12 protein-coding genes are annotated in these 15,920 nt (G+C 43.2%); 7 read left to right on the forward strand and 5 right to left on the reverse strand.

All coding sequences use genetic code 11. From position 1 onward, the window contains the following. Window positions 1-17 precede the first annotated feature (17 nt). A complete protein-coding gene (locus OCV50_RS22410) occupies window positions 18-2,000 on the forward strand; it encodes a TonB-dependent receptor domain-containing protein (protein ID WP_261905452.1) in 1,983 nt (660 codons plus the stop codon). Between the two features lie 93 nt (window positions 2,001-2,093). Here the strand turns inward: OCV50_RS22410 and OCV50_RS22415 are convergent, their stop codons facing one another. The 3 genes from OCV50_RS22415 to OCV50_RS22425 all read right to left on the reverse strand — a co-directional run bounded on the left by OCV50_RS22415 (window position 2,094) and on the right by OCV50_RS22425 (window position 6,874). After that, complete coding sequence (locus OCV50_RS22415; protein ID WP_261905453.1) at window positions 2,094-2,948, reverse strand: dienelactone hydrolase family protein; 855 nt, start codon at window positions 2,946-2,948, stop codon at window positions 2,094-2,096. A 120-nt stretch (window positions 2,949-3,068) separates the two neighbouring features. Beyond that, window positions 3,069-5,549, reverse strand: coding sequence for a PAS domain-containing hybrid sensor histidine kinase/response regulator (locus tag OCV50_RS22420; protein ID WP_261905454.1), 2,481 nt, complete (start codon window positions 5,547-5,549; stop codon window positions 3,069-3,071). 206 nt (window positions 5,550-5,755) lie between these two features. Beyond that, on the reverse strand, window positions 5,756-6,874 hold the full coding sequence (locus tag OCV50_RS22425) for a DUF1254 domain-containing protein (protein ID WP_261905455.1): 1,119 nt from the start codon (window positions 6,872-6,874) through the stop codon (window positions 5,756-5,758). A gap of 132 nt (window positions 6,875-7,006) precedes the next feature. Between OCV50_RS22425 and OCV50_RS22430 the strand changes: the two genes are divergently transcribed. From OCV50_RS22430 to OCV50_RS22450, 5 genes are all read left to right on the forward strand, one after another. Next, window positions 7,007-7,903: a LysR family transcriptional regulator gene (locus OCV50_RS22430; RefSeq protein WP_261905456.1), complete on the forward strand. Its 897-nt coding sequence runs from the start codon at window positions 7,007-7,009 to the stop codon at window positions 7,901-7,903. Between the two features lie 259 nt (window positions 7,904-8,162). Continuing rightward, window positions 8,163-8,570 carry a hypothetical protein gene (locus tag OCV50_RS22435; RefSeq protein WP_261905457.1) on the forward strand — a complete coding sequence of 136 codons (408 nt, stop codon included), beginning with the start codon at window positions 8,163-8,165 and terminating at the stop codon, window positions 8,568-8,570. A 174-nt stretch (window positions 8,571-8,744) separates the two neighbouring features. Next, window positions 8,745-9,863: a GGDEF domain-containing protein gene (locus OCV50_RS22440; protein WP_261905458.1), complete on the forward strand. Its 1,119-nt coding sequence runs from the start codon at window positions 8,745-8,747 to the stop codon at window positions 9,861-9,863. 264 nt (window positions 9,864-10,127) lie between these two features. After that, window positions 10,128-11,111, forward strand: coding sequence for a DUF1254 domain-containing protein (locus tag OCV50_RS22445; RefSeq protein ID WP_261905459.1), 984 nt, complete (start codon window positions 10,128-10,130; stop codon window positions 11,109-11,111). A gap of 98 nt (window positions 11,112-11,209) precedes the next feature. After that, complete coding sequence (locus OCV50_RS22450; protein WP_261905460.1) at window positions 11,210-12,037, forward strand: LysR family transcriptional regulator; 828 nt, start codon at window positions 11,210-11,212, stop codon at window positions 12,035-12,037. A 154-nt stretch (window positions 12,038-12,191) separates the two neighbouring features. Here OCV50_RS22450 and OCV50_RS22455 read toward each other — a convergent pair whose 3' ends face one another. Next, the gene (locus OCV50_RS22455) at window positions 12,192-13,802 is read right to left on the reverse strand and encodes a mechanosensitive ion channel family protein (RefSeq protein WP_261905461.1); all 1,611 of its coding nucleotides are present in this window, start codon (window positions 13,800-13,802) and stop codon (window positions 12,192-12,194) included. 164 nt (window positions 13,803-13,966) lie between these two features. Next, window positions 13,967-14,767, reverse strand: coding sequence for a hypothetical protein (locus tag OCV50_RS22460; protein ID WP_261905462.1), 801 nt, complete (start codon window positions 14,765-14,767; stop codon window positions 13,967-13,969). 185 nt (window positions 14,768-14,952) lie between these two features. Between OCV50_RS22460 and OCV50_RS22465 the strand changes: the two genes are divergently transcribed. Continuing rightward, window positions 14,953-15,876 carry a LysR family transcriptional regulator gene (locus tag OCV50_RS22465; protein WP_261905463.1) on the forward strand — a complete coding sequence of 308 codons (924 nt, stop codon included), beginning with the start codon at window positions 14,953-14,955 and terminating at the stop codon, window positions 15,874-15,876. Window positions 15,877-15,920: the final 44 nt, after the last annotated feature.

Raw genomic sequence — 15,920 nt, forward strand, 5'->3', positions numbered from 1 at the left:
CAAGGACTTCCCAAGAAATGGAACAAATAAAAACAAAGAAACATCAATTAGCAGTGGCTATCGCTTTAGCAGGCTCAATCTCGTTACCTTCAGTAGCAAGTGAATCCATGCAACACACAGAAACTATGGTAGTAACGGCAAACCAATACGAGACATCGATAAAGAATGCGCCAGCATCAATCTCGGTGATCACACGTGAAGATATCGATAAGCTGCCTGCCACCGACATTTCGACAGCACTTGAGAGCGTGGCTGGTGTACACGTTGCCAAGACAACAGGTGCAGAACCAAGAATCATTATCCGTGGTCTACAGAATCAAAATTCATCTAACGGAAACTACACTCTGTTTTTGATCAACGGACGTCGAATCAGCTCTAGTGAGACGGTGATCCGTGGTGCTTCATTCGATCTATCTAGTATTCCAATGAGCGCTATTGAACAGATCGAAGTCGTAAGAGGGCCAATGTCTTCGCTCTACGGCAGTGAAGCGATTGGGGGCGTGGTTAACGTAATCCTGAAACAAGCTTCAACAGAAACCAATGTCTCAGGTAGCCTGACCTACAGCATGCCAGCAGACAACAATGCCAGTGCACTATTGCCTAATGCTGGCGGTGAGTTGAAAGCAGGTAATACGTTTGTTAGCGGCTCCATCATTCCTGACGTTCTGACTTACACTGCGACCGTAGACATCAGTGATCAAGAAGCATGGTTCCCAGATAATGCAGGTGAGAACTTTTCTCCGCAGACAGAACAGAAAAGAAACGTGTTCCGAGGCTCTTTGAACTGGTTTATCACAGACAGAGACGACATCTATCTTGATGTGTCGTACTCAAAAGATGAACGTGTAGAAAACAGCTACTTCAGCAGCAGGAACATGTTAGCAACCAGCTACTACGACGGAAAAAAACTGACCAGCACTTTAGGTCATGTACGCAGTTGGGATTGGGGTGAATCGGATACCAGTTACTTCTATGAAACAGCCAAAGTGAACGAAAACAACTTCCACCCATTGGTTGATGAAGCTGAACTAAATCAAGACAATCACACAGTAGATTCAAGATTTGTTGTCGACCATTTTGACAGTCAGATCCTGTCTCTGGGTGCGCAAGTCTCTTACACCAGCGTTGAGAACCAGCGCGACTATTCGAGCTCTCGCTCAGTCACGCAAAGTGCCGTCTATGTTCAAGATGAGTATTTTGTTACGGATGATTTCGCGGCAACCTTAAGCGGCCGACTCACGCACAACAACCAGTTTGGTAATGACTTCAGCCCACGTGTCTACTTTGTTTACAACGGTATTGATAACGTCACCCTAAAAGGCGGGTACGGTGAAGGCTTTAAGTCACCAACACTTTTCCAATCATCTGAAGACTTCTCTCTAGTAAGTTGTGGTGGGCGATGTACGCTTGTGGGTAACCCAGATCTAAAGCCGCAAACGTCGAAAACATATGAGTTGTCTGCCATGTACTCTGGCGTCGATGGTTATGTGCAAGCGACGGGTTTCTTTAACGATGTTAAAAACCTGATTGACCGTGACTTAACACCTTTCTTCGACGGAACATCGACCATCATTCAATACGAAAACGTGGATAAAGTTGAAACCAAAGGTGTTGAACTGGAGGGTAACTATGAGTTCTCAACAAGCTGGTCGTTTACAGCCAACGCTACCTATACCGATGCCGTTAATAAAGTTGACGATGAGGACATCGCCTACACCCCAGAGTGGTTAGCAAACGCAAATCTGAACTGGTTGGCAACACGCGACTTATCTTTCTTTACTGGCCTTAACTACACCGGTAAGCAGAAAGATGGTAGCGACAATAACCTCGACGCCTACACTGTCGTTTCATTAGGCGGTGCATACGCGTTCAACGAGAACTTCACGTTCCGCGCCGGTGTAACTAACGTGACAGATGAACGTTTAGACCAATCAACACAAGCCTACGAAGAAACAGAAATGGGCCGTACATATTACGTGAAGGTCGATTTCGACTTCTAGCATCAATACGGCGAACGATTGAAAAAAACCATCATTAATTAATCGCTAACCCTGCACGTTTTACCATGCAGGGTTAGATAGCCACCCAACAAGTTACCGCGTCACATCCATTTTTGTTTCAATTAGATATTGATCAGCTACACCCGACCATAAGTGATAGTACCTGTAGAAAACATCATGTCCCGAAGCTCCAGAGCCGAGCTGATATAGCTCAAAATCCATATTTCCACCCGCGTTCTCATAAGACATTGCGTAAGTCTTTATCGACTCATCGGAATAAAATGGGTCGTTTCGTCCGTAGATAAATAAAGTCGGTATGCTGAGCTTACGTGCCGCATTCTCGAATAAAGGTACGTTTGGTGATACACCGCCAGCAACACAGGAATCATCAACCCAACCTCCAGCAAAGTTCATCACCCCAGTGAATGCACCTGGATGTTCTGAAGCAAACTTCAACGACAGGATCCCGCCTCTTGAGTTACCTGCTAACATAACTTTCTCTTTGTCGACCCACGGTTGATCTAAGATGAACTGATACGATGCATCGAGAGATTCCGTCGCATACTCTATACCCTCACTGATTCCCTCAGTGCTACATGTGTATTGTTCTTTGTAGCTCCCTTCTGAACCACCTCGACCTCTTCTCATCGGTATCACGAGTGCGATGTTTTTATCATTTAGATATTTCCCAAAGCCCCACGGATTGACCGTTTGTTTGGCGTACTCTTTATCACCTCCTGTCGAGCCGTGATTAAAAATAACGACAGAGAAGGGCCCTTCTCCTTGCGGCTTATAAAGAGTAGCTTCTAGAACAATATCGCTATCCCATAACCAGCCCTTATCTTTCATAGGAATTTGAATTGACTGACCGTGATCAGCAGCGACAGCACCTAAAGCAAAACTCGCGCAGGCTAGACTCAACAAAACTTGATTAGAAGTTGGAAACATGATGAATACTCGTTAGCTAATATATTGTTTTTCATAATAACTATCGATAAACGCGCAATTTGTGATCGAATCAAACTATTACAATGTTATAAAACATCATCGAACTATGTGTTCAAGCCGTTAGCTAGCCGTCTCTATTTCGTTGATACGATCACGATAGCGAGCAAGCGCTTCTATCAGGTCCGATTTTATTAAAGGCTTGGCCAATACTTCATTCGCGCCTACCTCTAAAAAAGCTTCAGTTGATGTTTGCATAATGTCGGCGGTCCACCCAAAGATCAGGATATCGTCATGGCCTGCTTCACGTATTTTCTTAACTGTCTCCACCCCATTCATTTTCGGCATATGATTGTCAATAATCAGAAGGTTAAAGCGCCCAGTCTCGACCATAGCTAAAGCCTCGTACCCATCTGCACAAGTTACACACTCAATGTTTAATTTATCTAGAAAACCATTGGCGATAATACGGTTCATTTTGTTGTCGTCTGTCACCAGCACCTTAAATGATGAGAGATCTATTTCTTGAGGTATTGAGCTTTTATCTTCTTCGTGAACAATTTTTGGCAATTTAATAACAAAACTAAAGCAACTTCCCTTTGATAGCTGACTTTCCACATTAAGCTGGCCATTCATAAGAGTGACAAGCTTGTGGCAAATGGCTAACCCAAGCCCAGTACCACCATAATTTCTTGTCGTAGAGACATCTGCTTGCTCAAACTCATCAAAGATTGAACCAAGCCTTTCTTGTGGAATTCCTATCCCCGTATCCTCCACGGAGAATTGAACTTTCGATTGCCCTAGTGGTTTTATGCTGACGTTGATCTTGCCACTTTCAGTGAACTTCAATGCGTTACCAACCAAGTTAAGCAGAACCTGTCTAATTCGCACGGAATCACCGTTGTATGCCAAGTTAGCATCACACTGGTCGTTCAAACTAAACTCAATGCCTTTTTCTGAGCATAACGTCTGATAAGTATTCAAGACTGGGCTGGCTATCTCTGACATTTTGAAGGGATGAGGATCGATCTCTAACGAGTCGTTTTCAATTTTAGCCAGGTCGAGAATGTCGTTAAGAATGGCAATGAGATGCTCACCAGACCCAAGAGCTAACTTAAGGACATCTCTCTGCTCATCTCTTTCTAAATCGTCGACGAGCATCTGCAAAATACCCAATAACCCATTCATCGGTGTTCTGATCTCATGGCTCATTGTTGCCAGAAATAGTGACTTCGCATCATTAGCTTGGCGTGCTTTATGGGCTTGGTCTTCGAGCTCCAATCCAAGTTTTTTAAACTCTGTAACATCACGCTCGATAGCGATAAAGCGTTCGACTTCCCCTTCCCCATTTCGTAAAGGAACGATATCAATATCGACCCAATAGGGTGTTTTATCTATGGTGTAATTCAAGATCTCTGCTTTGACTTGGTTACCCTGCTTTATTGCAGAACCGATATTGCTCGCCATTTCGCGGCAAGTATCCTCTCCTTGCAAAAAGGAGCCTGGAGTTAACCCTTTGACTGCATCAAGTCGGTACCCTGTCATCGTCTCAAAAGCACTGTTAACCCACTCAATACGCCCTTCTTGGTCGGTAATCACGACCGCATCTCTAGCCGTTTTTACTACAGTTGCAAGAAGGTGACTTTCACGCTCTTTCTCTGCTAACAGTTTGTTCGATTCTTCAAGTTGCTTCTTCGACCCGTCTAACTCACTGTGAGGGTTCACAAACAGCTTCTTCCCCATCAATACAACCAAAACTGAACTGATCGCCAAAACAATCAAGAGTCCATTAAATAACTCTTTCTGCAGAGCTGACAGTTGTTCATCGAGAAACGAACGACTAATACCTTGAGTGAGAACCAAATCTCCTCGAGTTAATGCCGTTTGAGTCAACAACCACTCTTCACTATTGTGGTTGTGTTTTACGTTGGTGTGTGAATGGCCATCACGTGCGAGTTCACCGCCCGTTTCTAAGAGTTCTGTAACCGGAGGAACTGTTTGGCTGAGTTCATACCACCGCTCTCTACTCGTCACAAATGAACCAAAAAAGTCATCATAATCAACCGCAGTTTCACCGTATAGAACACCTGTGAAGTCGCCGGATTGATACAAAGGCATGAATAGCTTGATACAGATATGATTCGTATCATCGTGCAGCAGATATAAAATACGCTCATTCACTTCTTTGTTGGCAAGTGCATTGAAAATAACGCGCTCTTGTTTGGCTGCGGGGTGACGAAATGTATCCTCAAATAAGATCTGCCCAGTACGGTCTCGTACCGCAAATTGCATCGATTGGTTTTGACCTTTGAAGCGCTCTAACTGAAAGGCAAGGCGTTCTATATTTGAACTGGAAGCAGCATCAATCACACCTTGATACTGAGACGCCAAGATAATGCGATCCTCTGCGACTTCGAGGTACTTCTCCATAAAAATTTTGGCGGATTCAAGCTCAAAGCTACTGTTCCCACTTTGCAGCTTTTTAACCGTGGATTGGCTGTGATTTGAGAGCACGTATATTGAGATGGCGCCGTAAGTCAACGACGTCAACAAAATGAACAGAGCTAGAAGAACTTTGGGGCTCACCGAAGATAGCTTGGCCATATCTAAATGACTTCCATGTAATTTTCAAAGCGTGATATGAAAACTATAGGATAAATCTGACTCTGCGATGCCGAATTTCCATCCCAGTCATACATTTAGAGTGTTACTGCCGTCGGTGTTTGCATTTGTGGGCTCTCTAACATTGGTCAATAGATATGAAAATCCAGCGCCTAAACGCTGGATTGAGCCTTAATATTTCTGTAGTGCTATTTCACCGGTACCAATGGCGTGTTGCGGATTGTCTCTAGGTACTCAACATTGGCCTTCCAATCCGTTGGTTCATAGAAACGAACAAGTCCAGCCCAACCATCGACGACATCAACAGAGTGCTTTGCATACTCTGGATGGTCGCTACAGTTTACAAACAGTGATGTTGTACCATCGCCATTGTCTTTCATGCGATCGTTACCGATGTAGAAGTTATCTTTCGCAATCCAACCGTCGCCACCGTAAGTCGTCAATGACCAGTAACCGCCTAACGCTTCGTTAAGATCCGGGGTAGGAATTCGCCATTCTGAACACTCTGGCGATTCACCTTTAAGTTTCGCTGCATCGAGGTATTGAGCAATATCTGATTTAAGGCCGCCCCAACCGTAAGCAGAAACCATGTTGAAGTGATGGAAGTCAATGTCAGCCCAGTCACTACCAAAACCCTTAACTGCTAAGATCGGAGAGCCTTTCATAGCTGAAGCAATGAGTTTCTCACGATACTTAATCACGTCTTCTTCTTTAAAGCCCTTAGCTTCATAAGGCTGACTCGAGTTAGTGATAAACTGCATTAGATTTTGGCGACGCTTGAGGTCTTCGACATCTCCCATGTCTCGTGTACGAGCCAATAAGTAAACGTGATTACCACCAGTGAGATCTTCAGGAGTGATCCTAACTGTCTCTCCACGACGAACCACTTTATGTGTCATGTGGTTCTCATCGATAATGTGGATGATTTGAAAGTAGTCGTTGTTTTCAGCTGGTACGTTAAAAACAGCGCCTTTAGATACATCGACGACCGCTAAAGAGTAAGCAACATCACGGTTTGAACGAATAACGGTTTGGTTTTCCATACTTACAGGTGCATCATGAATCCAAGTGTTGACTGGTACATCTTCTAACACTTTAAGGAAGTTCCAATCAGACTCTGCCACCGAGTAGTTGTTCCAGTTCACATTGTTTACCGCTTCGTAATCAAAGCCTAACTCGAAAGAGTCAACTGTTGAAGCCGCGCGTGGTTGTGCCTGTTCCGGGTTGGCATTTCGCTCGTTAGCATGAACGATTGAAGTTGCTAATAGGGTCATTCCTGTTGCAATAGTTAGAAGTGTTTTTTTCATGATTTACTCTCGTTGTTTGGTATGACGAGGAGTATCCATTGAATTTGAGCTATGCTCCAATGAAGTAAATGAAATCAAGATATATCAATTTGTAATTTTTGGAGTATGGGAATGAATCTACGGCAGCTGGACATGAATCTTTTACTTGTCTTGAAAGTACTCCTAGAGGAATGCAACACGCGTCGAGCCGCAGAGATTCTCAACCTGAGTCAACCTGCTATCAGCCGAGCACTTGGGCGATTAAGAGAGAATTTCAATGATGAGCTGTTTGTCCGTTCACGTTATGGGTTAACCCCTACCGCTAAAGCAATAGAGCTAAAAGTTGGATTACTTCCTGCTATAGAATCATTAGAGCACGCTTTATCGCCTCAAGACAGTTTCAGTCCTAATCAACTAGAAGGAACAATTACCGTCGCGATGAATGGATTTATCGCCAACGCCTATTCAGCAACACTCTGTAAACAGATGTTAGAGCAAGCGCCGAATGTGCAACTAAATGTGGTCTCGTGGGACAATCAAACATCAGACAAGCTTTTGAGTGGTGAAATTGATGCCGGAGTGAACTACTACCCTTTGGAACTGACGAAACAGTTGTATCAAAAAAAGATCGCAAACGATCGATTCGTCTTGTTATGCCGAAAAAACCACCCTCTTGCCGGCAAACAACTCGATTCTGTTGCCCCTCAGTCGGTCGATATTGCCAGTTTGGTAATCCCCGATTGGAACGAGAAACAGGCCTTTGCGATACGGGCATTTGAATCGGTGGGGTTGGTTGGACAAATCAAGTTCCGTAGTAGTTATCTGCACAGTATTGTTGAGATGGTTGAACAAAGCGATTTGGTTTTCCCATGCTCCGAGTTACTTTCACACCGTCTGAGCAATCGCTTATCCACTATTGAAGTTCCGTGTACTGCGGATATCCCCACTGGAGATCTAGCCGTCGTGATCTCTAGAAGACTCTATCGCAGCCCAAAATACAATTGGCTACGTGAACAAGTTGAAGCATCGTTCAAGCAAACCATCAAATAACTCGCGATATCCTTAAATATTCCGACTTATCGTTAACTGCTGCTTAACGATTAATTAATTTATTGTTAATTCTATTAATTTATTTTGTGCGTAAACTTGTTAGCACTCGAGTCATAGGGTGAACGGATAACACTATTTACCCCACGGTTAACCCGATGGAAATCAGCTGGCTGAAAGCTCAAATTTGACTGGTGTATTGAATATAGGAGTACTGAGCAACTAGCCGCATTTTAGTTAAATACTTCAACGGTAAATTTAAATGGTACACAAGTTTTCTTTTCTAGCAACAAGCGCCACTCTCTGTCTAAGTCTATTAGCACTTCCAGCCCAAGCCTCAGTTAAAGTGGGGATGGCTGTCGACCACGGCTTAGGTGTGAATCTCAAGTTTAATGACACAGTAAATGTCTTCGCCGGTAATGACGGCTTTGCACTCGATTACCACTTCACTAAAGGCTCGATGTCCAACGACGGCTCTGTTGGCTATTTTATTGGCTTTGGTGGCTGGACAGATTGGGATGATGATTTTGGTGTAAGAATGCCATTAGGTTTAGATTGGAACTTTACATCAAACTGGCACCTTACAGGCCAATTAAGCCCTGCCTTTCAAATACAAGACAAATCCAAGTTCAAGATAGACGCTGGTTTTGGTATTCACTACCAATTCTAAAATCTTTCCTACATAGGTTTATTTCGAGAGTCTTCAATGAGTTTAGAACGAAAGATATTATTTTCTCTCGTGATCTCTATATTTCTATACAGTGGATATATTTTCGATCATATCCACTCCAAATCGAACACGGAGATGCGTTCCTTTAACATGGCAGTAGAGAATGTACTCACCATGAAAAACCTACTGTTACTGAAAGCCGATATGGTCACAAAAGAGATTTCCGATGTAGAGAAATTGAAGGACGATATTTCTTCAGAAATACTCAATACAACAAGAGAGCTCGTAAAATACGATGCTGCCCATATTCGGAAATATGGCGCGCTGTACTTTCGCAACTATGAAGATAACTCCGTTATCCATATTGAAGACGGGCATGACGACTTAACGTCTGGCAGCAATCTCATTTCAAGGTGCGATAACAATGAAGATTGCGCCTTAAACTCAAGTCGACAGTCATGGGTGGATAACGTCATTATATCTAAGTTCCATGGAAGCTTTTTTACGATAAGTTCACCTATCTATTACGGCAATAAAATCATTGGTGACCTATCTTATGACATCAACTTTGACTCATTACTCAACACCTCGGTGACCTACGATTACTCATCAACCATTAATAACGGAATAACCATTCTCCAATTGTCCGACCGCACGGGCATGAAAGAGAATGCCTTATCCTCTTTTCGGGTAGAAGTTCTCGACGATCGGGCACTGATTACGATTAAGCTCTACGCAGGTTACTGGATATATGAAAGACTATTTGCTCTGGTAATATTTTTTGCAATCTGCTTTCTATTCTTTTGGGGATGGGGTAACCACCGCTCTTTAGGGTTCGAAATTATAAGGTCGAATACAGACTACTTAACGAAAGTACTCAATCGAAAAGCGTTAGACGCACAAATCGTAAGACCTGATATTAAAGACTTCCTTTTAGTATCAATCGATGGAAACAAAATTAAGCATGTCAATGATAACTATGGCCACGCAATGGGTGATAAAGCGATTATTAAAATTGCAAATACTCTCAAAGATACACTGCGTTCCAATGACCTTATCTACCGTACAGGAGGTGACGAATTTATCGCCCTACTCAAAAACTGTCCTGAAAAGAAGGGTGAAGAGCTGATGGGTAGAATCAATGACAAACTCGCCGTCTGCCCTGTTGTTGAGAATTTAGCTATCAGCATTAGTTACGGCCTTGCGCAAGTAAAAGAGTTCAGTTCCTTTGAATCGGCATTGATGCATTCGGATAACGAGATGTACTCGCATAAAACAGCAACAACAAAATAGAAGAGCGCTCGACATTTCGTCGGGCGTTTTTTCATCTATAGCAGGCTTCTTGCACTTCTCTCAAAGTAGATACTTATTCGCACTCGTTGTTTATAAAGCTCGGGATCTTACTGCTAACTTTCCACCAGCTGTTATCGGGTTAGCTGCAATCACAATATCACCACTAGTGATATCTTATATCAATACGAGTCTATTTTTCGCCCTCTAATTTCTCGTCATACTGGTTAGGTAATCTAAAATACTGAAGCTTATTTGAGAGTAATTATGAAAAAAACCATCCTAGCTACTTTAATGTCACTGGTGTCCACCTCTGTTTTGGCAACCGAGGTGACTAAAGAGAACTACGTTGAGGCAGAAACCGATTGGTATTTTACCGGTGTTCAAACAAAAGCAGGTGTAAACACTTGGATGCACGACGCTCCAGTGAGTATCGATAATCAACAAGTGATTCGTTCGAACCGTGACGTTGCTTACTCTATCGCTATTGTCGATGTCTCAAAAGGGGCGACTTTTACTGTCCCTGAGTCCGATCATTATCAAATCATCCACATCATGGATGAGCTGCACCTTTCGCACCAAGTGGTATCACGTGGCGAATCATTAACCATCACCGCGGATGATATCAATGGTGAATATGTTTACATCCTAGCGCGCACAAAAATTGCGGGTGATGACACGGCAGAGCGTCAACAACAGCTTAAAATTGAAGCCAATGCTGCTCGCCCTTACCCATCAAAAGGCTTTGCAGAGCAAGACGTAATGGCACTACGCCAAGCCCTTGTGATGGAATTCATTGAAGGCAAAGCCAAGATCTTAGAGCACAAATCTTTTGTAGATAAGATTGAGCAGGCCGACCCTACCTCTTACCTTTACGCAACCGCTGTGGGTTACGGTGGTCTTCCTTCATACGAAGCTCAATACCTACCATACGTAGTGGGTGGTGGTTCAGCTAACGAGTGTCAAACATTCAAGATGCCGAAACCCGACTTAGACTATGCCAATGGTGGCTTTTTCTCTCTTACCACCTATGACACTGCAGGCTGGATTGTCGAAGACAACTTCTATATCGGTCACGAAAACATGAAAGACAACGGCGACACGTTCGAAGTGGCGTTTAACTGCCCTGGTGTTGCACATTCGATTGATGTTCAAGAAGGATGGACGGGCGTATGGCGATTCTATAAGCCAAACGACGAGATGGCATTTATCGATTTCATAGACAGTATCCGCAGCGTGAGCGTTCAGTAATCAGCAAGTCGGCTTTAGAACCAGCACTTCACTATGCTAATGCAGCATATTAAGATGAACCTTCTACTTCGGTAGGAGGTTTTTTTTGAGGAATGCGCATGGATTACAACCTAATAAAAGTGTTTGTTGCATTAAGCCAAACTCGCTCACTAACGAAAGCGGCTGAAATGCTCGGGATGACGCAACCGGGCATTAGCATGGCGCTAAAAAAGCTCAAAGCGGAAGTAGGCTATGAGTTATACATACGCAAAGGCAGAGGCGTGGAATTGACTTCGGAAGGCTTATGGCTAGCTGAACGCTTTGCGCAGGCCGAATCACTGCTAGATGTTTCTCGAACTAAGGCTAAACCCGTTATTTATTGCAGCGAGTCGTTATTGTATCAACTTGACGGCAAAATCGATGCTCATTTTTTGGAGTCTCCTTTAAGCGATGAGCAGCTAGTCGAAGATTTAACTTCAAGAAAGGTCAACTTGGTGGTTGACCATCTGCCTAGACAATCGAGCGCACTCATTTCAGAGGTGATCTATCAAGACCAAATGGTGGTTGTGTGTCGCCAAGATCACTCTAGAATCCAGAGTACCCTCACAAAAGAGCAGTATTTTAGTGAGCAGCATGTTGCCCTAAAGATGAAGCGTCAAAGTATGTCTGCGTTTGAGTATCTGCAAGTCGGACAAAGCGTAGAGCGAGATGTTGTTGTTGAGACGAGTTCGATTGCCAGTATGATGTTGTTGGTTTCTGAAGGTGAGCGGTTAGGCAGTGTTTCAAGAAGCATGTATGAACGCTGGGGAGAAAAACTCGGTTTGAAGTGCTTTGAATTTCCCTTTGAGTTCAGTCCTGTTGAGTACCATTTGATTTATCACCGTCGTTATCTTAATGATCCTGTTCACAGCGAACTTCGAGAGCAAGTGAAGGCTATTTTCAAGTAAGTCGATAAGCTAGGCGACATTCGTTCTTTCTAAAAACGGGACAAAAAATCAACTGTTCCGCACTTACCAATGGTGAGTTAATTCATAGTTACTCACCATTGGTAAGACTAATAAGGTCAGGTATATGCCTGACCTTTTTGTTTTTAACCAAAATTTACACTACGTTGTGGTTATACACATGCACATCTCGTTGTGGAAACGGGATTGAAATACCTTCTTTATCTAGGCTCTTCTTCACTTTTTCCGTCATGTCCCAGTAGACATCCCAATAATCAGCCGTGTTTACCCAAGGACGAACGATGAAATCAACCGAAGAGTCACCGAGAGCGTGCACACGAACCATAGGCTCTGGTGTCGGAAGTACACGCGGGTCACTCGTCAAAATATCCATGAAGACCTTTTTAGCCTTGTCGATATCGTCTTGATACCCAATGCCAAATACCATATCAACACGACGAATACTCTCTGCCGTAATATTATTAATCACATCTCCCCAGATCTTATTATTTGGGATCACTAGGCGTTGGTTATCTACAGTTTGAATTGTTGTCGAAACCAGACTCATTTTGTTTACCTTGCCTTGAATATCGTTCACTTTCACAAGGTCGTCTACATCAAATGGTCGGTAGATAAGAATCATCAAGCCTGATGCAAAGTTGGACAGAGTATCTTGCAATGCAAAACCGATGATCACACCCGCCACACCAAGACCAGTCAGCAGCGGCCCTAGCTCAATGCCAACTTGCGACAGCGCCACTAACGCGCCGATAAACATCACCGCTTTAGAAGCAATCGAGGTGAAGAAGTTTTGCATCAAGACGCTAAAGTTCATCTTGGCGCTTTTCACGCTCATGCCAACACCGACCGCTACCAGGTTGGCAACCTTTTTAGCTGCAAACAGTATTGCTAAGCAAAGCAGCAGACGAACAACCAGCGATGGTGCTTTATCCACCATCCAAAGCTGAAATGAGTGCACTGTTTCTTCAACGAAAGAGTAAGCAACGTCCACATCCAGAAGATCAGTATTGAGATGCCTTTGGAGCTGTTCAAGTAACGCTTGTTGTTCCGTCATCTCCATTCCTAAGGAAGACATCATATCCACTATCGATTTGAAACTATGAAAAGCGATCTCTAGCTCTTCGTTTTCTTGTACCAATTCACGCGTAATGTCCTCATTATTGCTGATGAATGCACTACGATGCTCTAGCTCGATAATTTTGCCTTCTTTATACAGCAGGATGTTGGCTAAAAAGTCTGCTCTAGCGCTCACCGAATGTTTGAATGCCGACTTTGCGCTGCTGATAGGAACGCTATGAGATTCAAGTTGACTGATCGTGTCCATCAACTGCTCATAGTAAGTATCCATCATCATAGAACGACGCTGAAGGTTAGCGAGTAAACTCGGTTTTTCGTCTTCTTTAGCGGAACGAAACTCAATAGCGAGCGTGTTGATTTTCTCTTCGCTCAAGCGCAGCAAGCGTTGAGTAATATCGAGTTGCGCAAGGAGTAATTCAGATGCACCTTCAGTATCTTCTTGAGCTAAAAGCTCGACGATCTGGTTCTTAAAGTGGTCATTTTTCCGTTTAAGAATGTTCTCGTGAAAATCTTGTTCATTAACAGGAATATCACCGGCTTTGTGAGCATGCTCAAGGGTAGATAGGTCATCGAGCAACTTACTTTGAGTTGATTCTAAGTCTGTAGCGAAACTGTGTCCGGCAACAAATAGAGCCAAAAGAAGAAAGAGTTTGGTTAGGAGTGGGTACATTAGTGCATCGCCTATAGGTTAGCGTAATGACATCCTTGATCGTTTGATTAAAGTTATTGTTTATACGAGGAAAAGAGGAGCCAATATACTCCTCTCTAATGTTGACTAGTCGCTGCATAAGACTCAATATTCATCCTTATGCAGCGAGCGATAGTCACAAGTGTTTAGAATTGGTAGTTAAACTCAATGCGGTGATCGCCATCTTCAAAGCTGGTGTTTTCAGTCCAGTTTGCAAAGTAGCGAACGTTAGCGCGAGGCGTGATTTGGTAGCTTACTGCAAACTCATGAGCAAGTACGGAGTCACTCTGTTCAAAGCCGTAGTTTTTGAATTCAGACGATCCTGAAAGTGAACCAAGGTACATTGGGTTATAGTTCAGCCAAACTTTATCGGTCAGCTGCATTTTGCTGTACATACCCGCGACATAGAAAGTACCGTGCATGTTGTAGCGATCGCTAAATTCAGCCGCGTCCAAATCCCCACCTGTAGTCCCTGGCAGCTCTTCGCCAGCCGCAATACCTAAACCAGCTAAAGGATAGAAATTAAACATCCCCATTTGCGGCAACGCTTGGATAAAACTATAAGAAGCACTACCTTGGTTGGTGTCAAAATCCCAAGACATATCAACTTGAGCACCACGACCGTTGGTTAAATCAACACTAAAGTTGCGAAAACGAATAGAGTCAATACTGTCGTCGGTATCGCGGCTACTCCAGCCCATTGCATCCCCGGCGAAGCCTTTTATCTCTAAGACATTCATCCCCATTGTGGTATCACTGCCAGTATCATAGGTTTGGCCTATTTTCAGGTTTAGACCTTTGTCCGTATAACCGAAGCCTGCTTGGGTGTACACTGCCAAAGGATCAGACATGTCTTGAACTTCGGCATCTTTTGCAGTTTCTTGAGCAATTGCAGAGCTTGAAAAAGCAATCACAGCCATAGAAAGAATAGAGCGACGTAATAGCATAGTAACCTCATAGATTTGTTATTACGTCCATGTAATTTCAGCTTGTGGTGGTATGTATTGTTTCTAGAAACGACTGTCGAATCGCGATACCACCCTGTAAATGTGCAATTACTATACAAACTGGACACAGTTAACTAAATTCACATAAACTTAATTATTCATTAAGCAATTCTTTATGGTTTAAAATGAAGTTAAATAACGTTGATCTCAATCTGTTGAAAGTCTTTGTGGTGGTATATCAAGAGAAAAGCTTGCGTAAAGCGGGAGAAAAGCTCTTTGTTTCTACCCCTGCGGTTAGCCAAAGCATCAAAAAACTCAAAGAGTCGCTTGGAGAAGAGTTATTTGTTTTATCCAATAAACAATTCCTACCAACCCCATTCTCTGACGACCTTTATCAGCGTGTTTACCCGTTATTAGATGGCTTGTTCATTGCGATTGAAGAAGGCAGACAATTTAGCCCTGCTGACTTAGAAGATACCTTTCATATCGAAGCTAACCCGCATATTCTGCCTTGGTTGACACCGGCTATGTTTAAGCTTGTCACCAATGAAAGCCCTAAATCCACTCTCATCACACACACCATCTCTCAACATTCATTGGAAAAACTCCAACAAGGTAGTATCGACTTTGTGGTTCATTTCGGTGCCGAAGATCTACCATCAGAAATTATTGCAGTGCCATTAGGTAAACTCAGTTTTGTCTTGGCCGTTCGACATGAACATCCAGTAAAGGAATCCATTGCAAAGATAGAAGATTTGCTCTCATTTCCGTTTGCTCACGTTGATTTAGCGTATTTCGATAAGAGCAAAAAGTCTCGAATTGAAGAAGAAGCCACAAGAAGGGGAATGCACATTAATATGGGGCTGCGAACGACTTCCATTGTTGGTTTGATTGAAACAGTGAAACAAACGAATGTCATCGCCCCTTGCATGCTGCCTGTTGTAGAACAACACAGTCAGGATGTACGAGCGATTACAGTCACAGGCTTAGAAGGTGCCGAAGAGATGCAGGTGTTTGCTTACATCCATAAGAAGAATCAGCACTCCGCAAAATATAAGTGGTTACTAGACCACATTGAAACCGCAATGACGGAAGCTTGCCACCTTTAAGATATACCAATTAGTCATATCTTGTTTTCATTTTATTAGTTGGA

This window comes from Vibrio fortis (genome assembly GCF_024347475.1).
GTDB classification, from domain to species: domain Bacteria; phylum Pseudomonadota; class Gammaproteobacteria; order Enterobacterales; family Vibrionaceae; genus Vibrio; species Vibrio fortis.